This is a genomic window from Chryseobacterium sp. SIMBA_028 (assembly GCF_046535285.1).
In the GTDB taxonomy this organism is placed as follows: Bacteria; Bacteroidota; Bacteroidia; order Flavobacteriales; family Weeksellaceae; genus Chryseobacterium.
The window spans coordinates 69,797-92,462 of record NZ_JAWRWZ010000012.1; the positions used below are offsets into that span (position 1 = coordinate 69,797).

Here is a 22,666-nt window from a genome sequence, read left to right on the forward strand (position 1 = left end):
TAAATTTATTGGTGTTTATTAATTAAAACAACCTCCGTTTAAGGTAAATTACCAAAAAAGAGGTGCCAGATCTCCATTTTTATTTTCAGCATAATAAAGGGAAGGCAGGACCTGTGAAAGATAAGTAAACTCATTATAGCAGTGCTCCATTAAGCCGAATCCAATTTCTTCAGACAACTGATTTTCATTATCTGCCATTAAAGCTCCCAGAAAAAAATGGCTTCTTAACATACAGCCCTGTACCGTATCTCTGATAACATGAAACATGTAGCCATCCATAGGGTCCCCATTTGCATCCATTAATGTATCTTCACCAAACCCAATTCTTGCATATACAACGGCACTTACTTCTCCATTAGCATAGGCCCGCATTAGAGTATTAGGATCAAAAATTTCTGCCGGATCATGAAATTTTATGGTGGCAGCTACGGGAGGAATATCCCCAAGGGATTCTGTTGCGTGGATGGTAGCTCCGATATAATTTTCATTTTTAATCCATTTATTGTCCCAACCCCCGTGCTCCACATGATCATGGGGATGCCATAACTTTAAATCGGTCGTTGTTTCAAAATACTTGAACCACCAATCCAACATCTTACCTTTGCAATTATGCAGCACATTCCTCATCGCCACATGAAGCATTCCGTTATCCAATCTTTTGACACCCGCTTCAAGAGAGATTGGTTTAGAGGATAAAAGAGTATTTATATCCTTAAACATTAATTGTTCAGTTTCCTTAGTCAATTCCATATTCGATAATTTATTACATTATACGTTTTAATTCTTCGATCAAACCCTTGGGTATAAGGATGGAAAAATAGCATGAATTTCATTTTACCTTATTCTATTTACTCCATTCCTATTTCATTATTCTGTCAATTGTAGGACAAAGTTAAATCAGGTAAATACCTGGATTATTGTACTATTATCTAATCGATATGTACAATTTGGAAAAGTGCTATGAATAGCGCTTCCACTCAAATAATACTTTTGAGTTTGAAGAAAAACTGAGGAAAAGACTTAGAATTTTAAATGCTAAAAATATTACAGGCAGGCATTTTTTCTTTTAAAAACTTCGGGACTTTGCCCTGTTTGCTTTTTATAAAATCGGGAAAAATAGGCAGGATCATCAAAATTTAAGTCGAACGCAATTTCTTTTATGGTCAATTCGCTGGAGATCAACATTCTTTCAGCTTCTAAAACAACCCTTTCATGTAATAACTGAGTGAGGGTTTTATTCATTTTTTCTTTTAGAATTTGGTTGATCCGTTTTTCACTAATACCCATTTTTGAGGAATAAAAGTCAGCCTTTCGTTCTGTCTTATAATATTCGTCCATCAGCATAATAAAGTGATAGACCCGTTTCTGATTGACATCCTGATTTAAAAAGTAATTTTGATTAATCCGAATTAAATTTAAAAGAAACACCTTCAACAGTGACTTTAAAACCAGATAGGTTCCCATTGAGCTAGTATATTCTTTCTCAATTAATACTTTTAAATGCTGAAGGGTTTCTACAACATCCTTATTCAAACGAAAGCTGGTGCACTGCCCATGCATATTGAAAAGATTGAAAACATCCAATGCATATTCCTTATCATCTTCTTCCAAATAATCCCTTTTAAAAGCAATTACACAACCATTCTTCCCTTTAAGGTCCGGTTTTTCAATCCGATATAAGGGAATCAGACTTATATATTGATCTTCCTCTTTCTTCTCCGAATCATTTCGAAACCATATAATTTCAAAAAAATGGGCTCGTTGTGGATTTCGCAGATAATCTTCCGAATAGGAATCCAGTTCAAAAAAGGTCAATTTTGATGGGTCAATTTGATGGATAAACTTCATATGCAGGCTCTACTCTCGTGATATTATACAAATATACATCACAACTCTTCTGGAAAGATAGAGGTTTAAAAAAGTTAATGAGCAGATTTAAAATTTACCTATAAAAAAACAAAAAAAGAACTGCAAAATTGCAGTTCTTTTTTTGTTGTGACCCGGCTGGGATTCGAACCCAGGACCCATACATTAAAAGTGTATTGCTCTACCAGCTGAGCTACCGAGTCGGCCACTTACTTTTTCAAGTAAATCCCTTTGTTTAAGGGACTGCAAAGATAGAAAAATCCTTTTTAATTCCAACTTTTTCACTGCTTTTTTATTTTCAAATTTTAAGAATAACTATCAAGCACCTGTTTATAAATCAATTACAATTATTACTTTTTATGAAATTAGTCCTTTGATCTTTGACCGTATTCTATTATGCCATGTTTATAGAAGATTTTCACCTTTGCTTTTAAGGACTGATCTTTGTATTTTTGGTAAAGAAGTTCTATTTTTGAAAGAAATAGGCATACAAGCCTTTTCTGATTGATCTTTTCAATGGTTACATCATCTCAAATCATAGTTTTTTTTAAGTAATCCCATATCTATGAAATTAATTACTCCCAAAAGGTTAGTCAGTGGTGATAAAATAGCAACCATTTCCATGTCATGGGGAGGCGCTGGCGATCTGCCACATCGCTATTTAAAAGGCAAGGAACGGTTGAATCAGATTTTCAACCTTGAGGTTTCGGAAACAAAACATGCCCTGCAATCTGCACAATGGATCTATAACCACCCTGAAGCCAGAGCCAATGATCTTATGGACGCTTTTTCCGACCCCTCTATAAAGGCTATTATTTCAAATATTGGCGGAGATGACAGCATTCGAATGTTGAAATATATCGATATTAATGTCATCAGAAATAACCCAAAGATATTTCTTGGATTTTCTGATAGTACCATTACTCATTTTATCTGTCTTAAGGCGGGTTTAAGCTCCTTTTATGGTACTTCTTTACTGGTTGGTTTTGCAGAGAATGGAGCGATGCATGAATATCAAATCAATGATATCAACAGAACTTTATTTTCTCCGTCTGTAATTGGACAGATCCATCCTAATAAAGAGGGCTGGACGACGGAATTTCTCGATTGGTTTGATGTTTCTCTACAGAATACCAAAAGGCAATTAACTCTTTCTTCGGGATGGCGCTTTATAAGAGGAAACTCCATTGTACAGGGGCCTTTGATAGGTGGATGTATCGAAGTGCTTGAAATGCTTAAAGGAACGGACTACTGGCCGGATACGGAAGTATGGAAAGATTGTATCTTGTTTTTTGAAACTTCAGAGGATAAACCTAAAACTGAATATGTAAGATGGTGGCTAAGAAACTATGCTGCAACAGGAATTCTTAAAAATGCAAAGGGAATTATTTTTGGGAGACCTTATGATAATCTACATGCAGAGGAATATGAAACCGAGCTATTGAAAGTTTTGGATGAAGAAGATCTTTATGATCTTCCCGTCATTACCCAGATGGATTTCGGCCACACCTGCCCTACTTTTACACTTCCTTATGGGAAATTAGCGGAAATCAACTGTATTGATCAGACATTTTCTATATTGGAAAGTGAAGTTTTATAAAGTTTGAAGTATATTGAATTCATTAATCGGCGGCTTCTTCGAAGCCGCCGATTAATTTTAAACTCATTTTATATTTTATTAAAAAAAGAGCTTATTAAGCCATAGAATCTTCCATCTTTGTCTTCTGATACTCAAAAAGGGTAATCAAAGTATTTGTCAGCTCACTTCCATGATGCTTCCCGACCAAGTAAAGAGCGGCATCTATTCCGGCAGTGATCCCTGCAGTGGTAATTAACTGTTCCTGATCTACATACCGTACTCCTTTTTTAACCTTACTTTCCTGATTATGTTGTTCCAATGCATCCAGCAGCATGCTATGAGTCGTAATATCATAATGATCAAGGATGCCCGTTTCTGACAACAGCATACTTCCCGTACAAATCGTAAAAATAACGGTTCCATTGTTACTATTATTTTTCACCCAGTTCAATACAATATTTTGAAAGTCATCGTCTTTTAGGTATTTCATTACCTGATCAGGATTAGTTCCGGGAATCACAATCATATCAGGTTTTGGAGACGTTTGTATATCATAAGTAGGAATTATTGACATGGTATTGGCCTCTGTATACACTGGTTCCATTGTTTTCCCTACGGTATAGCAGTTATAGCTTCCGGGCTGTACTACATTTGCTTTAACAAAAACGTCCAGAGGACCGTTCAGATCAAGAACTTCTACCTGATCATAAATTAAAAATGCTACATTCATTGTTTTACTGTTTTGTACTTGCTTCATTATTCTATTTTTTAAAGATTAATATTTTTCTGAAAAAGACATGGATTTTGCCTGCTGACAAATGATTGTCAGCCTTATTGTGTATTAAAAAGTTAAAATTTAATTATTCTGTTCCCTTGAAAGCTCTTCGATATTGTGCGGGAGAAATGGAAAGGTTTTTCAAAAATAATCTCCGAAGAGAAACAGAACTTCCAAAGCCACATTTATCGGCAATCATATCAAGGCTCATATCTGTATATTCCAACATATTTTTTGCCTGATCAAGTCTCATTTTTTCAAGAAACCGACCGGGAGTCATTCCTGATTCTTTTAAAAATACTCTGGAGAAATTGCGAACACTCATATTCATAAACTCTGCCATATACTCAATGTTTATGGACAGCCCTAGCTTATCTTTAAGTAAATCTCTTATATCTTTTGTAAAAGAGGACAGGGTTTCATAATCTGGGAGAGCGTTTCCAAACTGCGACTGTACTCCTACTCTTTTTAAATGCAGAACAAGGTGGCGGGCAACTTCTGCAGCCAATGGCTTTCCAAAATCTTCCTCTACAACAGCCAATGCCAGATCCATCCCGGAAGAGACACCTCCTGAGGTATATATCTGCTGATCCCGGATAAAAAAAGGATTGATATTGACCTCCAGCTCAGGGTAGCTTTTTTGTAATGCATCTGCATACTTCCAATGAGTGGTAACCTGCTTTCCATTTAAAAGTCCAGCTTTTGCCAGTACGAATGCTCCTACACAGACTGAGCCCATCCGCCTTACTTTTTCTTTCATATTACGCAGGTAAGAATAAAGCTCCGGATTGATCTCATCCAACACGGTAAGCGCAGTTCCTGCAACTAATAATGTATCTATATTAAAATCAAAATCATAAATGGTATGGCTGCAGGTCAACGGGATTCCGGAACTTGAATACAAGATCTTTTCTGATGTTCCTGATACAAGGTAGACATAATATCCTGACCTGGAGCTTTCCTCAGATAAAAAACGATTGGCTGAAGTGAAAACATCACAAGGTCCCGCAACATCCAATAATTGTACCTGCGGTAAAACCAAAAGCACAATATTTTTTATTCCTGTATCTTTTTCTACCTCTTCCATATCCTTATTTGTATGATACAAATGTACTGAGAATGCATCATGGCTGCAATGACAAAAAATATACACTTTCAGCCATACTTCATCATCTCTTTTGATTATAAAAAGAGACTGCCATAAAAGACAGTCTCAGCACTCTACTATAAAAACTAGCTAATAAGCTATACTTTTCTGATTGTATTTGTATTTAAAAATTTTCAATGATCATCTACATTTATGCCGGAGATAACCTGCGGGATTTTAAATAAAGAGCTGTACGATTAAGGTACGGGAAAAGAAAAATCAGAAGCAAGACAATGGCAAGGAGCCACATCATCATTTCATAATAATCCATGGCAAAACGAACATGATTCTGGACATTTATTCTTCTCACCAGCAATTTATTGGAAGCTTTTACCGCATGATCTTCCAGCATTCCCTTAGCAGTCAATTTAGCTGTTTGTTGATGTAAGAAACTTTTAACGGCAGGGTCTATCGCACTTAAATGATCCTGAAAAGCATTATAGTGACGGCTTTTTTCGAAAAGTTCAAAAAAATTGATCAATGCAATACTGACACAGAATCCCAAATATCTTATCGTAAGAGCTGTTGCTGCTGCTGACGGACCAATAGAAGCCGGAACTGATGAAATAATGTAAATGATAGTAGGAACCATAATTAATCCCACTCCTAATCCCTGAAGAAATAACGGAATGTAATAGTTGAATTCATCAGCCTGAACATCAAAGGAATAATACATCAGTGCATGAAAGGCAAGCAACATAAGAAACCCGGGTCCCCAGATATATTGAATTCTTTTCTTCTGCAATACCATACAGCAGGCAATAATTACCCCAATAACAAGTCCACAAAGATTAAAAATATTAATATAGGAAATATAAAACGGGTCAAGATGAAGCTCTGTAGCGAAATAGTTGTTGGTAATTCCTGAGGCAAAACGACAGATATACATGACAAAAAGAATCAACAGCCCCACTTTAAAGTTTCTGTATCGGAATATCCGAAGATCAATGTAAGGTCTTTTAATCGCCTGCTGTCGAAATATGGATATTCCTGTCAAAATAATAATCCCTATTACAGATCCTAAAATCCGGTTATCTTCCAGCCAATAATATTCCTGGCCAAAAATCATAATATATCCTATAAGTACCAGTATGGTACTAAAGACTGCAAAACTTTGCCAATCCAGCTTATACAAATGGAATCTGACATGGGTTCTGTAATTACTCATCACAAGACTCAGAAATACAAGTCCCGGCAAATAAGAAAAGATTGCCGTTTTATAGACAATATTAAAATTATAGGAGTCTATAAGATCTGCTGTAATTAAATTATTAAAAGGCAATGCACAGATCAGAATTCCAAAGAATACCGAAAAGCTGATCTCCCGTCCTCTTTCATTGTTCAGCCGTGTAAAGATCAGGGTAAGTGAAAGGTTAACATTCCCTGCAAACAACATTCCCTGAATAAAACGTATGGGAAATAAAATATAAATTTCACGAGTGAAATAACAGACCAAACAGGCTACAATCTGCAAGGTTGTAAATAAAAGAAAATACTCTTTAGCTGCCAGAAAGCTAAAAAATCTTCTTTCCAGACTATAAAACCCTACATATCCGGCATAAAATAAAGCCACTGAAAACTGAATATCTGCAGGCTCACAGCCATAATATCCTGCTGCTGCATTAACGTTGGTAAGTGGCAGAAAGAATATGATAATCCCCGGCAGTGTCATCGAGAAAAGGATGATTTTAACCAGCCATTCCGGCACCCAACTTTTAAAAAAGGGCATTCGTCTTTTAGCCATTGGAATGCTTTTTATTGGCATATACATTCACATTCATTCCCAATTTCAGGACATCTATATCTTTTCTTTGCCCCTCAACCTTAATTCTTACAGGAATACGTTGTACAATTTTCACATAGTTTCCGGTGGAATTATCAGGAGGTAAAAGTGAAAAACTGGACCCTGTTGCTGGTGACAAAGAAATAATGGTTCCCTGAAATTCTCTGTCAGGATAAGAATCTGCCACAATTTTCACATGATCTCCGATATGCATATCCTTAATCTGTGTTTCCTTATAGTTCGCAACTACCCATTTATCAGTTTCATTATTCACGATAAATGCAAGAGTTTCTCCGGCATCAATCATTTGTCCTATCTCAACGGTTCTACGTCCCATTCTTCCATCGTATGCTGCAGTAACTGCGGTATAGGTTACATCCAGTTTATGGCGATCCAACAATGCTTCCAGTCTGGCAATTTCTGCCTGTACAACGGCTTTCTCAGTTTGTATGTCATTGATTTTAGACATAGATGCGGCATAGTTATCCTGAGAAGATTTATATTCGCCTTCGTTGACATCCAGAGTTGCTTTTACATCTTCTAACCGCTGTTTTGTAGCAGACTCATCATCATAAAGCTTTTTATATCTGTTATAATCAAGTTGCTGCTTCCAGACCTTTGCTTTATTGGCATCTACCTGTGCCTGTGCTGAAGCTGCTTCTTTTTCTGTGGTGCCAGTATTGCTTTCCAGCACTCTTAGCTCTGCACGGGCTTTCTGCAGGGCTGCCTGGGTTTGTTTTTGCTGAAGTATATATTCACGATTATCTATCAGTAAAAGTGTATCTCCTTTCTTCACTTCCTGGTTTTCTTCAAATTTCACAGCTACAATAAATCCACCAGCTCTGGAAATAACAGGGTTTACATATTCCTGAATCTGGGCATCATTGGTCTGCTCATATTTATAGTAATTTTTAAGGGTAAAACCGCCCCAAACTGCAAGGGTTGCAACGATAAAAACGGAAATCCATCCTGTAACTTTTGTGATGATTCTATCGGTGGGAGTATATTTTTTTTTCATTGTATTATAAAACGCCTGTAATATTTTGTAGTAAATAATAATTGTTCTGAGCCATGATCTTTGCAGCCTCTAATTCAAATTTTGTCTGAAGAACCTGTATATCGGCATCCAGAAGTTCTGTTATCAGAGAGGTTTGGTTGAAATAGGTATTTTTGATGATTCTTGCATTTTCTTTAGCCTGAACTACATTGGTTTCAGCAACTTTTATCTGTTCAAGAGCTTCCTGATATCTTAAATAGGCCTCTTTTACCTGTTGTCTTACTTTGTCCTCCGTGTCTTTGTGCACTTCTTCTTCTTTTTCAAATTCCAATGCAGCAGCTTTTACTTTCTGGGTATTGTGATAAAGAGACGAAATGGAAAAGGAAGCCTTAACTCCTACGATGCCGAGGGAGTACCAATAAGGATTATAAGGGTAAAGAAAAATCTGTGGATTGGCATAATAAAACTCTCCATACATTCCAATTTTGGGACTTACGTTGGCTTTTACCTGCTTCAGCTTAATCTTGCTCAGTTCAGTTTGCTGTTCCGAAACATGATAATTGAAAGAATGATCCAAAGCCAGTTTCAGATATTCTGCATAGGTCGTGTTTTCATTCCATTGACTGAACGGAGCCTCAGGAATAACAACCTGATCATCCGGAATACCTAAAATAATGTTCAGCTTTTGCATAGCAATGAGGATATCATTCTCAATAGTCATTAAGGTCATTTTTCTCTTGGAAAGCTCAAGCTCTATTCTTAAAACATCGCTTTTCAGAACGACTCCATTTTTATAAAGTGCCTGTATTTCCTTAAGCTGAACTTTTTGATCTGCAATATCCTGCTTAATAAGATCCCTGAAGATGAAAGTTTTCTGTAGTTCAAGATAAAGACTTGCCGTTTTGTAATGAATATCCGAAATCGCCTGTTCTTTTTGAATTTCCTTGACTTTCTGAAGCGTTTTATTTTCCTTGATCTTAAGGTTCAGCTTATTTCCGTTATAAATATTCAGGTAAAAATCTGCTCCAGCTCTATACAGTGTATGGATTACTTCATGTTGGGTAGGTTTGGAAAAAATACCATTTTCATAAATTGGGATATTGGATGCTTTTTCTGCGGATCCTTTAACTTCTATTTCCGGAAGTCTTTCTCTTTTGGCGTCTTTTACTTCAGCTTCGGCGATGTCTACATTGATGGTATTGATTTTAATATGACGGCTGTTTTCTTCAGCTTTTTGCCATGCATCTTTTAGGGAGAGGCGGATGGTATCATTTCTTGGACTGCCTGTCTGGGCTGATATAATGTAGGAAGTTCCCAGCATCAGCAATCCGGTAAGATAAATTTTCATCGGGATTTTTCGAATTATTGCTCTGCAAAGTTACTCTCCAATTCAGACATCTCTTTTATCTAAAATAGTCAAGTTTTACATGATTCCGGCCAAATGCGTATATTTGTATTTTCTTTAGTATTTTCATTTTTTTATGGGATTAATTGCAGCACTTCCGGATATAGATAAACATGATAAAAGTGTATTTGTAATGCACGAAAAATCAGAAAAACTCATTCCTTTTCATAAACATACAAAAGGACAGTTAAGCTATGTAGAGGGCGGTATAGCCTATATTACAATAGACAATCGAACATATGTGGTGCCTGCCAGACACTTCTTCTGGATCCCTCAAGGAATGGAACATATTTTAGAGATCGGACATACGGCTACCGTCCTTCGTTCACTTTACTTTTATGCTCATGATGATGGTTCTGATCCCTTCTATGGCAGGTTGGGGATATATCCGGCATCCGAGCTTTTAATCCAGATGATTAAATACTCAGAGATATGGGACGAAAAGCATGTCACTGACAAGGACGAAAATTTTGAGTTTTTAATGGCTTTAAAAAAAATCCTTCCCAAAACTCATAATCAACCCTTACCCATTATTCTTCCTGCTACCCATAATAAACAAATGATGAGAATCGTCTCTTATCTTGAATGGAATATCGGGGAAAAACTTACTCTAGGGAATGTAAGTGCCCGATTTGGGCTGAGTGAACGTTCCATGTCCCGTCTGTTTAAGGCTGATATGGATATTTCTTTTCTTCAATACCTGAAAACATTAAGAATTATAAAAGCTATCGAACTCCTTTTAAATACGGATAAACCCATTAACGAAATTGCAGATGATGTGGGTTATAGCTCTATCAGTGCATTCAGTGATACCTTTCATGAGTTTACCCAATCCAGACCATCAGATCTTAGAAAAAGCAGTAAGACTTTTTAAGTGTTTTGCGTAAAGTGTTTAAAAGCTTTTGAGAGTTTTCTGGTTAAAATTTTAGGTATTTATGGTTCAATCTGTCATTTCATGATCTTTATCAAATCCCAATAAAATAAAAGAGTTTTTTATCTTTTATTAAAAATAAGTTATACCTTTGTGCTATAAAATTCAGATAAGATGTTTTCCAAAACCTGCGAATATGCTTTAAGAGCTTTGATTTATATTGCCCAGCAGTCTAAAAATGACAGCAGAGTCGGAATTAAAGACATCTCAAAAAGCATTCATTCTCCTGAGCATTTCATTGCAAAGATTCTTCAGGATCTGAGCAGAAAAGGATTTGTACAATCGGCAAAAGGGCCTAATGGTGGATTTTATATGGATCAGTCCAACCTGAATACAAGCATTGCAGATATTGTAAGAGAAATTGACGGGGATAAACTGTTTTCGGGTTGTGGTCTTGGGCTTGATCAATGTTCTGAAATTCACCCCTGCCCTCTTCATGAGCAGTTCAAAAGTATCAGACATGATCTCCGCATTATGCTTGAAACCTCTAGTATACAAATGTTTGTTGATAATTTAGATTTAAAATTAACCCATCTTAAAGTGTAAAAAAAATTTAATAAAATAAAAGATAAAAAGATCTTAATATATTTAAATAATATAATATGAAGAGATTGCTAGGCTTTGACAATCACTATCGTCATTATTTTACAGTTTAAAAAATAAATAATAAAATGTATTCATTATGAAAACACAATTCTTAAACACCGCAATTATTCTGACCTTATCCATCCTATTATTTTCATGCTCCAAGACTGAAACAACACCCATTCCTGTTCCTGAACCTTCCTCTGCTCAGCAATCAGTTCCCCCTGTAGAACCGGTACCAGCTGCACCATTGGTAGTGAGCCCCTCAGGAGATGAGGGTTTACAATTAATTGAAAAAGCAGATTGCCTTGCCTGCCACAAAATAGATTCAAAATTAATAGGTCCTTCTTATCAGGAAGTTGCCGCAAAATATACAGATGCCGATCTCGATATACTTGCCCAGAAAATCATTGAGGGCGGAAAGGGAAATTGGGGAGATATCCCAATGACACCTCACAATGAACTCAGTAAAGACAATGCAAAACTGATGGTAAAGTATATTTTATCATTAAAAAAATAAAAAATTTAAAATAATAAAAGACAAAAAAGTATTGTATTATGAATGCAAAAACAGATTGTATAGGAAATATTGTAGCTGAGGACTTCAGAGCAGCAGCTATTTTTAATAGACACGGAATTGATTTCTGCTGTAAAGGCGGAAGAACCATTGAAGAAGCATGCAACACCAAAAAAATGCCGCCTGAAAAAATCTATGAAGAACTGGAAACCCTTTCGAAAAATGAAGCAGCAACAATAGATTTCAATAGCTGGCCATTAGATCTTCTGGCAGATTATATTGAGAAAACCCACCATCGTTATGTGGAGGAGAAAACCCAAGTTTTACAGGCTTTTCTAGAAAAACTATGCAAGGTTCACGGTGAAAGACATCCTGAACTGTTTGAGATCAATGCCCTGTTTAATGAGTCTGCACATGATCTGGCCGCTCATATGAAAAAAGAGGAACTTATTCTATTTCCTTTTGTAAGAAATATGATTAAGACTAAAATATCAGGAGGAAACCTTGCACAACCTGCATTTGGAACAGTGGAAAATCCGGTTAATATGATGCAGCACGAACATACCGTGGAGGGTGACCGTTTCAGAAAGATTGCGGAGATCACAAACGAATACCAGCCGCCTGCAGATGCTTGTAATACTTATAAAGTAGCTTTTGCCATGCTGCAGGATTTTGAAAATGATCTTCATAAACATATTCACCTTGAAAATAATATTCTTTTCCCTAAAGCAATACAACTGGAAAAGGAATTTTCTGTTGGAGCATAAAATGTAATTTCCATTATATAAAAAAGCCTTTAAATATTGAATTTAAAGGCTTTTTTAATTATTAAGTGGGTTGTCTTGTCATTCTTATTACTGTGTTGCTCTAATCATAGCGGTGGTAATCTGCTCTTCTTTCTTCTTTGAATAGTTAGAGTCAAAAGGCTTCATAACGTCAAATAAATATTGATAGAAAGGAGTAATCTGCTGAACATTTTCAGATTCTTTCATCGCTTTTTCTTTATCCATTTGCTGAAGACTTTTTACAAAGACATTGAATTTTTGATCAATTGACTCCACAGATTTTAGCAGATAGGCATGTGCTTTCTCATTCTGTCCCAATCTTCTGTATCCTTCTGTCACTGCTGAAATAACAAGCGCATATTCCATTGGTTTTGACCTCATCTGTCTCCGCGCAGCTGCCTGAAATTCGGAAGAAAGTTTTAGATAATAATCATACTCTTCAAATATTTCTTTTTTAAGTTTTTCTGCCAGTTGAATCCCTTTTTGCTCTTCTCCGGCAACGATATAAGCGGTTACAATAGAACTTAATGAACGTGGATCATTGTATTTTTCAACGGGAATTTCCTTTGCTACAAGATCTAATAATTCCTGTGCCTTAGCTTTCTGTCCATTTAAGACAAGAGCAGAAGCGGCTCTGCTTACCGACATTCTGTAGCCTATAATATTGGAAGTAGCAGTTTCATCATAATAAATGCTGAGATCTTTAAAATTGCCCCATTTAAAGTTTTTCACCACATTATAAAGAGAATTTGCATCTACTCTACCTTTATCTCCATCCGGACCTTGAGGCGTGTGAATAGGAACCAATCTGTAACTGAATCCATCAAACTGCAGATAATCATCCAGATAAAAAACATTTTCACTGTCATACATTCCTCCTGATGAGAAATTGACTGGCCGCTTCCAATCGAAGTTAGCCAACATATCCAGCATCATAAGATTGCTTTTGTAAAGAGTATGAGCTTCATAGTTAATCATAATATGATCCACTGCATTTGGAAGATCTTCCAGATTAATAGTTCCTGACTTCACCGCATTTTCTTTGTTTACGGGAAGAATAAATTTGTTGACAGGGATAATATTGTATTTTTCATACTCCTTTTCTCCGAAGTACATTTTCAACAGTTCATCTTTTTCGGCGGATTTTAACTTAAGAAATTGCATAGCTTCTTTCAATGTCATGGAATCCTGTGTCAAATATTTTCTAAAAGTTTGAAATTCTGTATCAGGAGCACCTTGTTCTTTTAACATGGCAAAAAGTCCCTCCCAATCGTCCTTTTTCATCAGATATACCTGATCATTAACCCCGTCTCTATATTCTTCATGGGTTAATTCTCCCGGAATTCCCATTGCATTGTAGGTTCTTCTTTTTACCTGATCGATACTCCAAGGCGTAGCTAGAAGGGTGAAGTTGACTGTTTTCACATCATCTCTGAATCTTTCTGTTTCCTGAATAGCCCAAGTTGGAAAGGTATCATTGTCTCCATAGATAAAGAAAATATCATTTTTAGGTAAAGATTTCAGGAATGAATAAGCCGAGTCATATGCTGCACTCTTTTTGCTTCGGTCGTGGGATGTATAGTTCTGAAAGCCCATCATAAAAGGAACTCCTAATAAAATTGCTCCTAGTACCACATTAGCGCCATTCGATTTGATCCTGGATTGCAAGAACCATAAAATTGCCCCTGCTCCTAACCCGATCCAGACTGCAAAAGCATAAAAAGAACCTACCATTGCATAATCTCTCTCTCTTACTTCAAACGGTTTCACTCCTGTGTAAAAAACAATTCCAAAGCTAGTCAGAATAAACAGCGAAAGGATTGCATAGAATCTTCCAAAATCTTTATTTAACTGGAAAAAGAAACCAATTAAACCTAAAATAAGGGGTAAAAAGAAGAATTTCACCGTACTTTCATTCTTAAATTTGACCGGCATATGATCCTGATCTCCCAACAAAGCATTATCTATCAATGAAAATCCGGAAATCCAGTTTCCGTGGGTGTTTTCCATATGACCCTGAAGATCATTCTGTCTTCCTGCGAAGTTCCACAAGAGGTACCTTACAAAATAATACCCATTCTGAAAGGAGATAAAATAGTCCATATTTTGCGCCAATGAGGGCCTTTGCACATTGATAAGATCATAAGGTTTTACTTTTAAATAATCTTCTGCTGTAATGGTCTTATTTTCATATTTGGTTCTCAATTCATCAAAAATTTGTTTTGCCTGCGGATTGTCTGCAACTTCTTCATTATCATAGTTGAATGTAAAATCAGGAGCTCCGTACATGGCAATATAATTAGCCGTTACTTCTTTATCTTCACTGAACATCCTCGGCATAAAACTTATATGAGATTTACTAAAAACATAGTTGAATCGTTCTCCGGTTTTTCTGTAGGTTTTTGTTTTGTCATCCTTTTCATAAATGTCACCTGTTATTTTTCTTTTGTAGCTTCCGTCTTCATTCTTTTCCAGTCCTTTCCTGTCAAGAGCTGCCGTATAATTTTGTCCGTAGATGGTTGGCCAGTCGCCATATTGTTCCCTGTTATAATAGTCCTTCATTCCAATCGCTGTATCGGGATCGTTAAGGTTCATGGGAGGATTAGCATTAGCCCTGATCGGGATTACCAACCAGCAAGAAAAACCAATAATCATGTATACAACCGATAAAACGATGGTTTGATAAATATTTTTTTTGGTCTTTCGGGCATATTTAATCAGAAAGAAACTGATTGCGGCCATTATAACAAATGCAGCCACTGTTCCCGAATGAAAAGGTAGTCCTAATCCATTGACAAAGAAAATCTCCAACTTCCCGAACATCGTCATGATCAAAGGGAAAATAATCTTAAACACAAAGGCCAGCACTCCAAGGGTTACCAGATTGGCAATTATAAAACTCTTCCAGGTGAATGTATAGTTTCTGGCATAGTACACCAAACAGATTGCCGGAATTGCAAGCATACACATCATATGTACCCCAACCGACAACCCAATAATAAAGAAAATAAGAATAATCCATCGCTCATTATCAACTGCCCGATATTCGTTTTCCCATTTGGTAATGAGCCAGACCAGTAACGCAATAAACAGGGAGGCCATTGAGTATACTTCCCCTTCCACTGCAGAAAACCAGAATGTATCTGAGAATGTAAAACATAATGCCCCGACTGCTCCTGCAAACAGAATAGAAATCTCCTGGTGTCCGGAAATTTCTTCGAAGTCTTTATTTAAAAGTCTTCTTAAAAGATGGGTAATGGTCCAAAACAGAAATAAAATAGTAAATGCACTAAAAAGGGCTGACATTGCATTGATTACCAAGGAATAGTTTTCTGAATTTCCCAGTGCAAAAATACTGGCCACAGCTCCCATAATTTGAAATAAGGCGGCTCCCGGAGCGTGGGTTACTTCAAGTTTAACAGCTGATGAAATATACTCTCCACAGTCCCAAAAACTCAGGGAATGCTCTATGGTAGAGAGATAGGTAATAAACGCAATACCGAAAAGGAACCATCCCGTTACGGTGTTCCATTTTTTAAAAGACCAATTTTTCATATAATATTTTCCAATAATTAATAAGACAACTGATGGAAAGGATTTATTACATGAAAATTTTAAAATTTTTGATTTTAATAGGTATTATTTAATCCTCCATCCAAAGGAATGTTTGCTCCGGTAAGATAAGCGGCGTAATCAGAAGCTAAAAAGGTAACCAGATGACCGTATTCCTCGGGCTTTCCAAACCTTTTCATTGGGATTTTACTTTCTCTGGTCTTTTTTATTTCATCCACAGAGGTATTTGTTTTTTCCGCTTCATGATCAATCAGATTTTGAATGCGTGCGGTATCAAAATATCCTGTTAAAACATTGTTTACGGTAATATTATGCTGTGCCACTTCATTGGATAAGGTTTTTGCCCAGGCCATTACTGCTGAACGAATGGAATTAGAAAGTGCCAGATTACCAATTGGCTCTTTCACGGAAAGTGAGGAAACATTAATGATACGCCCATTTTTGTTTTCTATCATATGAGGTAAGGCCAGTAGCGTGGTTTCACAAACAGTTTTAAAGAGTAGATCAAATGCTTTTTGATAGTCTCCTGTATTTTTTTCTATTGCTAAACCCGGCTCCGGACCATTGGTATTATTAACCAGAATATCTATAGAATGATCATTGAAATACCCTGCAATCACTTTTCTGTAGTTTTCAAAGTCTGAAAAATCGGCAACCAGATACTGGTGTTTCTGATCTGCATTTAAGACAGGCAATGTGGATACAAAATCCCTGAGCTTGGCTTCATTTCTGGACATTACAGTAACATTAGCACCACTTTTTGCAAGTTCAAGGGCAATCCCGGCCCCTATTCCTTGTGTAGCTCCTCCTACCAAGGCATTTTTTGAAAACAACTGAATATTCATACGTTCAAATTAGCTTATATAAAGGTAAGAAAAAACCTCCAGATGTGCCTTGGAGGTTGGTTATAGAATTTTACTGAATAATTATTTAACAACAGTGGCTTCCAGTTCTACTTTTAAGGTTTCAAATAAACCATTGACCTCAAGCATAGTTACAGCCTGCTCTATTTGATGTCTGCTAATCCATTCTTGAAGAATAGGAAAATGAGGCCACAATTCTTCTGTAGAAGTCGTGTATATATTTAACCTTACAATTCCTTTACATTCATAGTCTGCAGCAGTGATTACTTCTTCGAGGTTAGCTATAGCCTGCTCTAATTGGCTTTTCATATCCTTGTTACTTGATGTACCATCGGGATCAATGGCTGCCTGGCCGGAGCAATATAAAGTTCCCTGAACATTTTTTACTTCAACTGCCTGCGAATAGCTGCGTTCTTCCTGCCATTTCCATGGGTTTACCGTTCTTTTTTCCATTGTATTGACTATATTTTGTTATACATTACTTTGCAAAATTGCAGAATAGGTATAGCAAAATTCTGTGATCCCTATCACGATTATCAAGTGAGGAAGATCACTATTTATAAAGGGAAACGGCTCAGGGTCTCCCGGGAAACTCCCAGATAAGCAGCAAGTAGAGACTTTGGAACGCGCTGTATGAGTGACGGGTATTTTTCCAATAACTGCTCATACCGTTCTTTTATCCCTGTTGTCATGGTAGAAATGATACGCTGTTGTGCCGCAATAAAGCCCATATAAGCTTTTTCAAGGAAGAAATGCTCCATTTTGGAATGATTGCGAACTATTTTTCGATACCCGTCGAGACTAAGGCATAGTACTTCCGTATCTTCTACACATTCTAATGACATGGTTGCCTTTTTACTCTGATAATAGGCCGGAAAATCGGTTTCCCACCAGTCTTCCATTGCAAATCCTACAATATGTTCCTTTCCTCCTTCATCGGTATAGACTAATTTCAGGAGGCCTTTCAATACAAAATAATTAGAGGGCACAACCTCTCCCTGCTGTATCAAAAATTGATGTTTCTTATATTTTTTATACGTAAAGAAAGATGATATAGAATTAAACTCCTCATCACTGAGAGGAACAATCTTCTCTATATGGGTTCTTAGCTGATCCAATTTTTTGTATAGTTAAATTTTTTATTAAGCTGAGCAAAGTTGATCTCTTCATTCAGGATTTTCTCCACCTCATCAAAGGTTACCAAGCCTTCTGCTTCAAAAGTACTGCCATTGGGAACTTTGTAAGTATATTCAAAGATATCTCTCTGGTAGATATCTTTCAGAATTCCTATCTGTCTGGAGGTCAAATAAGGTTCATGGGTTTTTAGTTGATTGATTAGATTCTGCTTCATCTCCTCTTCATCCTCTTCGTAGAACATAGAGTCTTCATCTACTTCCGTAATAGCTTCCAAAAGCTGACGAAAAATAAAATCCTGAAAATTTTTGGCTACTATTTCTGCTTCTTCATCATCGTGAGGAATAAACGTAACCGGAACTTCCCCATTATTTTGTAAGTCAAACTGAAAGGCATATAAATCCCCCGCTCCATTTTTTGCAAAAGGTACAAACTGATATCCCGAATGGATATTTCTATAGTCTTCTTCATCTGACATTTCATCTATGGAAGCTTCCACAAACTGAGGATTATTCCAGATTTCAATATCGTATCCAAATAAAAGCAATGGTGGATTTTTCTTCAGCTCCGGAAAGGTTGTATGGTACCAATCTGATCCGGATTCTCCCCAATCCAGCATATTATTTTCGGATAGCTGTTTGTAGATCTCGGGGTATTTGAAGTTGTATTTTTGTTCTAGTTCTGAGATATTCATTGGGATTATAAGGTATTTCGTTCTATACAGGTATATGTTTTGTTTTTTGGGTCATAAAAAACTTCTACAAGCGGTTCATTTTTCATGTTACTATTCAAGTGTTGTTTTTAGTGTTTGAAATCAAATACTTTCATTCAAAAATAATTGATTTTATTGGTTTTTATAATTTTTAGAAAAGGATGATTCTATATTGCAAAGGGATATTTTTCACTCAGTTTGGGGTGAAAGATATTCAATGTTTCATAAAATTTATGTTTAACAGGCTCTGAAATATCGTCATGTACATCAAAATAGTCATCCAACTGTTTAATCACAAATGCCATTTGCAGCCATTGCTCAAAATTGATATCCATAGGTTCCATACTTTCATCATAATCATGGTCGTAGAAAAAAACATTCCCATTTTTATCAAAAAACCACTGGTCTCCTTGTCCATTTCCGGCAAAACACCAATACTCTTTCAATACAAATTCTTTATTTTCATTGACTGCATCCACAGAATTGTATAAAATAGCTTCAGATGCAATTTCCACAGTTTTTATTTGAGTAGCCAGTTTTCTATACAGTTCAGAAAAAGGGAAATCAGTAGTTTTTGGGAAGTTTTGCAAAGTTTTCTTCTCTTTCAAAACTTCGGCTTCCATTTCTTTAATGGTTAGTATTTTAAAGGATATCATCAGCATTATTCTTTTAAGAGTTGATCCATCTGATCATAAAAGGAGTCCTTACTGTAATCAGCCACTCCTGTATGATGAAAACGGATTTCCCCATTCTTATCCAAAACCACAGTGGTAGGCAAGGATCCGTCATAGATTTCCTTTGGAATGGAACTTCCCGGAGTCAAAAACGGAACAGTAAAACTTTTTTCCTTTAGATAAGATTTCCCCAATGTCAGATCATCATCCAAATTGATCGTCAGAAAAACCATATTCGCATTTGAGCGGTATTTTTCATAAAACTTCTGAATGGAGGGAAATTCTGCACGGCACGGAGGACACCATGATGCCCAAAAGTTGATAAAAACCACTTTCCCTTTTAAGTCTGATACGTTTACCATAGTTCCCGCTTCGTCTTTCAGGGTGAAATCAGTGTAAGAAGCAGAGGGCACAGTATGGGTATTTTTAGTTTTGGGTTCTGATATTTTAGAATTTAATAAGCCTGTAGAGGCTGCCTGTCTCATGAGCCATGCCTTGGCATCGGGACTGACCAACAAGATGATGAAAGCAATGGTAAAGATGACTGTAGACCAATTGCTTCTGAACCATTTTTTCATATTTTCCATATTCTTTTCCTAATAATTCATTACACCAAGATAAGGTTATTATTTGGTTTGGCATTACGGAATTCTTTTTTCAATAAAAAAGTCTTTAAATCCGAAGATTTAAAGACTCCCTCTGCATTGGACCTTTTCTTACTAAGAAGAAAACGTCTGTTCCATCTTTAGCATACATCAAGCATTTTATTTGTGTGTTTTACCTTCCATCCGTTGGATTGTTTTTGGATATCCCACATGTTACGGTATATCCCTTCTTTTTGTAAAAGTTCTTCATGATTGCCTTTTTCCGCTATTTTTCCTTCATTAAGGACAAGAATCTGGTTTGCATTCTGTATGGTAGACAGTTTGTGGGCAATTACCACTACTGTTTTTGATCTTACCAGCTCCTGAATCGCTCTTTGGATATAAATTTCGTTTTCGGGATCAAGACTGGCGGTAGCTTCATCCAATAATACAATGGGAGCATCTTTCAATAAGGCTCTTGCAATACTGATCCGTTGCTTTTGCCCACCGGATAATTTACAACCTCCCTCACCTACTTTGGTATGAATACCTTTGGGCAATTCATTGATAAATTCAAGACATTGAGCCTGTTCAATAACTCTGGAAACTTCCTGATCGGTTGCAGCCGGATTCCCGATTTTAATATTATTGTAAATGGTATCATCAAAAAGATAAACATCCTGAAAGACTTCACTAATCAGCTTATAGAACGTATCCTGTTTGATATTCCTGATATCAATACCACCCACTGTTATGGTTCCATCATTTACATCCCAGAATCTGGCAATCAATGAGGCAATGGTTGTTTTACCAGATCCGGAATGCCCTACCAAAGCCAGCATTGAATTTTCAGGAACAGTAAAGTTAATATCCCTCAAAGTCATTTTTTCCTGATATCCAAAGTTCACATTATTGAATCTGATTTCGTAGTTGTCAGGAGCTTCATTTTTTTCGGTTTCCATTGTAGGTTCTTCCAGTACTCCGATGATTCGGTTCAGACTTTCATTCATATAACGCAATACGAGATAATCAACCATCACCACTTTTAAGGGACTATACAGATTGTACCCCATAATCAGAAAGGTAATCAGTACAGGAACAGTGATAGATTGGTGTAGAAGAAAGTATAATCCAAGGGCGACCATTCCTATAAAACCGATTTCAAATACAATGGCTGCTGTTACAATAAATGGTCCGGGAATGGCTTCCAAACGGATGCATTTACGGCGGAGATCATCGAATGAATCTTCCAGTCCCTTATTTTTTTGCCCTGTTAGCCCATAAGATTTCAAATGTCGGATCCCCTGTACATACTCAAGAAATTTTGCTCCTACCGTATTTCTTGCTTCAATCTGTTTTTTTCCTAAACGGCTGACAAAATAATTAGCAATTCTTAAGAAAGGATAAATTAACGGTAATGCCAGTAACAGGCAAAGCGCCAGTCTCCAATCATACACCAATAAACAGACTGATAATAATACTGTACCAAACGCTGCCGAAGCAAGATTTCCTATACTGTGTCCGAATATTCCCTCAAAATTAGCAACATCCTGTAAAACAATGGAAGCTATTTCTCCCGGATCTTTTTGCTTAAAGAATCCTAAAGAGAATTTTTGAATATGATTTCCCAGTTTAATGCGCAGTTTAGTCGAAAGATCATAGACCAGAATATTGGATCTTACCATGGAGCGGGAAGCTACAAAAAACTGCACCAGTAACATAACGGCCATTAAAGCAACAACAGACCATATTCTTGTCATATCAGGCTTTTCTGAAAACAGTTCCCAGACAATCACCAGCAAAATACCTGAGGGAGCAGCAATAAAAAGACTGTGTACAATCTCCATAAAAGCCACCTTTCGGGTATCCTTTGGATTGAAAGAGGTAACGTATTTTAAATTCTTTATCATTGTTTACCTTTAAAAATTATTAAGCATTTGTTTCAGCATTCTCCTGATGCCTTTCTACAGCAGACTTATCTTCAGCTACACCAGATTTCCAGTAAGAATAGGCATACAATTCTTCCTGCTTCCAGTATTTTTCTTTTCTGAGATAACTGCGAATTTCTTTTACAGAAGAAAACTCTGCAGCTACATAACCAGAACGGGATTCTTCAGGCAAAATCTGTTGTTTTACAATTGCTGCCAGCTTACTGCCTTGCTGAGGTTTTTTATTGTAAAGCCAGATAAAGTGAATATCTGCTGCAGTTTGCAGATTCTGTTTATCTTCTTCCCCATGAACTTCTATAATACAGGTTCCTCTAACGGTTGCCGGAAGATCTTCCAGAATTGCAGCCAATACGGGAATTCCTGTTGCATCAGCTGCCAGAAGATAGTTTTCAGCCTTGCCATAAAGTTCTGTCTTACCATCTTTCATCAGTACACCCAACAAGTCTCCAACTTTACACTCTAATGCCCATGCAGAGGCGGGTCCCTCATCTCCGTGGGCTACAAAATCAATCCAGATTTCATTTTTCTCGAGATCAATTCCCCGATGGGTATATGTTCTTATACTTGGACGAATTTCTTCAGACTGAGGTTTCCAAAGCATCTTTTCGTAATCAAATTCTGGGAAATGAACCTTATCTGCTCCTTTGGGCGGAATAAGAATCTTATTGTTTATTCCCACTGTTGTATTGTCTATTAAAGGAACCTGCGCTCCTGTCAAAAAGATCCTGATATAATGAGGTGTGATATATTCTTTTCTGCTGACTGTAAGTTCTGCCTGTATTGTTTTAAAATTTTTCATACTATTTT

21 protein-coding genes and 1 tRNA gene are annotated in these 22,666 nt (G+C 36.6%); 5 read left to right on the forward strand and 17 right to left on the reverse strand.

Features of this window, described 5'->3' with window-relative positions:
* Nucleotides 1-48: 48 nt before the first annotated feature.
* From SCA31_RS16675 to SCA31_RS16685, 3 genes are all read right to left on the reverse strand, one after another.
* The gene (locus SCA31_RS16675; protein ID WP_410698079.1) at nucleotides 49-750 is read right to left on the reverse strand and encodes a DAPG hydrolase family protein; all 702 of its coding nucleotides are present in this window, start codon (nucleotides 748-750) and stop codon (nucleotides 49-51) included.
* 294 nt (nucleotides 751-1,044) lie between these two features.
* Nucleotides 1,045-1,848: a helix-turn-helix domain-containing protein gene (locus SCA31_RS16680; protein ID WP_410698080.1), complete on the reverse strand. Its 804-nt coding sequence runs from the start codon at nucleotides 1,846-1,848 to the stop codon at nucleotides 1,045-1,047.
* A 148-nt stretch (nucleotides 1,849-1,996) separates the two neighbouring features.
* A tRNA-Lys gene (locus SCA31_RS16685) sits at nucleotides 1,997-2,069 on the reverse strand.
* A gap of 362 nt (nucleotides 2,070-2,431) precedes the next feature.
* Between SCA31_RS16685 and SCA31_RS16690 the strand changes: the two genes are divergently transcribed.
* Complete coding sequence (locus tag SCA31_RS16690) at nucleotides 2,432-3,466, forward strand: S66 peptidase family protein (protein ID WP_410698081.1); 1,035 nt, start codon at nucleotides 2,432-2,434, stop codon at nucleotides 3,464-3,466.
* 94 nt (nucleotides 3,467-3,560) lie between these two features.
* Here SCA31_RS16690 and SCA31_RS16695 read toward each other — a convergent pair whose 3' ends face one another.
* The 5 genes from SCA31_RS16695 to SCA31_RS16715 form a co-directional block, all read right to left on the reverse strand.
* Nucleotides 3,561-4,202, reverse strand: coding sequence for a DJ-1/PfpI family protein (locus SCA31_RS16695; protein WP_410698083.1), 642 nt, complete (start codon nucleotides 4,200-4,202; stop codon nucleotides 3,561-3,563).
* Nucleotides 4,203-4,305: 103 nt separating this feature from the next.
* Entirely contained in the window at nucleotides 4,306-5,307 is a 1,002-nt protein-coding gene (locus tag SCA31_RS16700) for a GlxA family transcriptional regulator (RefSeq protein ID WP_410698084.1), read from the reverse strand.
* A gap of 211 nt (nucleotides 5,308-5,518) precedes the next feature.
* Nucleotides 5,519-7,111, reverse strand: a complete 1,593-nt coding sequence (locus SCA31_RS16705; RefSeq protein WP_410698085.1) for a beta-carotene 15,15'-monooxygenase — start codon at nucleotides 7,109-7,111, stop codon at nucleotides 5,519-5,521.
* Nucleotides 7,104-8,168, reverse strand: a complete 1,065-nt coding sequence (locus tag SCA31_RS16710) for an HlyD family secretion protein (RefSeq protein ID WP_410698086.1) — start codon at nucleotides 8,166-8,168, stop codon at nucleotides 7,104-7,106. Before SCA31_RS16710 ends, SCA31_RS16705 begins: the two co-directional genes overlap by 8 nt.
* 4 nt (nucleotides 8,169-8,172) lie before the next feature.
* Nucleotides 8,173-9,495 carry a TolC family protein gene (locus SCA31_RS16715; protein WP_410698087.1) on the reverse strand — a complete coding sequence of 441 codons (1,323 nt, stop codon included), beginning with the start codon at nucleotides 9,493-9,495 and terminating at the stop codon, nucleotides 8,173-8,175.
* 133 nt (nucleotides 9,496-9,628) lie between these two features.
* On the opposite strand from SCA31_RS16715, the gene SCA31_RS16720 reads away from it, so the two are divergent.
* From SCA31_RS16720 to ric, 4 genes are all read left to right on the forward strand, one after another.
* Nucleotides 9,629-10,426, forward strand: a complete 798-nt coding sequence (locus SCA31_RS16720) for an AraC family transcriptional regulator (RefSeq protein WP_410698088.1) — start codon at nucleotides 9,629-9,631, stop codon at nucleotides 10,424-10,426.
* Between the two features lie 171 nt (nucleotides 10,427-10,597).
* Nucleotides 10,598-11,029, forward strand: coding sequence for an RrF2 family transcriptional regulator (locus tag SCA31_RS16725; RefSeq protein WP_410698089.1), 432 nt, complete (start codon nucleotides 10,598-10,600; stop codon nucleotides 11,027-11,029).
* 136 nt (nucleotides 11,030-11,165) lie between these two features.
* A complete protein-coding gene (locus SCA31_RS16730) occupies nucleotides 11,166-11,588 on the forward strand; it encodes a c-type cytochrome (protein ID WP_410698090.1) in 423 nt (140 codons plus the stop codon).
* Between the two features lie 38 nt (nucleotides 11,589-11,626).
* The gene (gene ric / locus SCA31_RS16735; protein WP_410698091.1) at nucleotides 11,627-12,352 is read left to right on the forward strand and encodes an iron-sulfur cluster repair di-iron protein; all 726 of its coding nucleotides are present in this window, start codon (nucleotides 11,627-11,629) and stop codon (nucleotides 12,350-12,352) included.
* An 87-nt stretch (nucleotides 12,353-12,439) separates the two neighbouring features.
* On the opposite strand, the gene SCA31_RS16740 is transcribed toward ric, so the two are convergent.
* The 9 genes from SCA31_RS16740 to SCA31_RS16780 form a co-directional block, all read right to left on the reverse strand.
* Nucleotides 12,440-15,925: a DUF2723 domain-containing protein gene (locus SCA31_RS16740; protein WP_410698092.1), complete on the reverse strand. Its 3,486-nt coding sequence runs from the start codon at nucleotides 15,923-15,925 to the stop codon at nucleotides 12,440-12,442.
* 74 nt (nucleotides 15,926-15,999) lie between these two features.
* Entirely contained in the window at nucleotides 16,000-16,788 is a 789-nt protein-coding gene (locus SCA31_RS16745) for an SDR family oxidoreductase (RefSeq protein WP_410698094.1), read from the reverse strand.
* 81 nt (nucleotides 16,789-16,869) lie between these two features.
* Nucleotides 16,870-17,259 carry a RidA family protein gene (locus SCA31_RS16750; RefSeq protein ID WP_410698096.1) on the reverse strand — a complete coding sequence of 130 codons (390 nt, stop codon included), beginning with the start codon at nucleotides 17,257-17,259 and terminating at the stop codon, nucleotides 16,870-16,872.
* Between the two features lie 104 nt (nucleotides 17,260-17,363).
* The gene (locus SCA31_RS16755; protein WP_410698098.1) at nucleotides 17,364-17,924 is read right to left on the reverse strand and encodes a Crp/Fnr family transcriptional regulator; all 561 of its coding nucleotides are present in this window, start codon (nucleotides 17,922-17,924) and stop codon (nucleotides 17,364-17,366) included.
* On the reverse strand, nucleotides 17,912-18,634 hold the full coding sequence (locus SCA31_RS16760) for an SMI1/KNR4 family protein (protein WP_410698100.1): 723 nt from the start codon (nucleotides 18,632-18,634) through the stop codon (nucleotides 17,912-17,914). Before SCA31_RS16760 ends, SCA31_RS16755 begins: the two co-directional genes overlap by 13 nt.
* 185 nt (nucleotides 18,635-18,819) lie before the next feature.
* Entirely contained in the window at nucleotides 18,820-19,308 is a 489-nt protein-coding gene (locus SCA31_RS16765) for a hypothetical protein (RefSeq protein ID WP_410698102.1), read from the reverse strand.
* A 5-nt stretch (nucleotides 19,309-19,313) separates the two neighbouring features.
* Nucleotides 19,314-19,904, reverse strand: a complete 591-nt coding sequence (locus tag SCA31_RS16770) for a TlpA family protein disulfide reductase (protein ID WP_410698104.1) — start codon at nucleotides 19,902-19,904, stop codon at nucleotides 19,314-19,316.
* 167 nt (nucleotides 19,905-20,071) lie between these two features.
* Complete coding sequence (locus tag SCA31_RS16775; RefSeq protein WP_410698106.1) at nucleotides 20,072-21,820, reverse strand: ABC transporter ATP-binding protein; 1,749 nt, start codon at nucleotides 21,818-21,820, stop codon at nucleotides 20,072-20,074.
* Between the two features lie 19 nt (nucleotides 21,821-21,839).
* Entirely contained in the window at nucleotides 21,840-22,658 is an 819-nt protein-coding gene (locus SCA31_RS16780; protein WP_410698108.1) for a siderophore-interacting protein, read from the reverse strand.
* Between the last annotated feature and the right edge of the window lie 8 nt (nucleotides 22,659-22,666).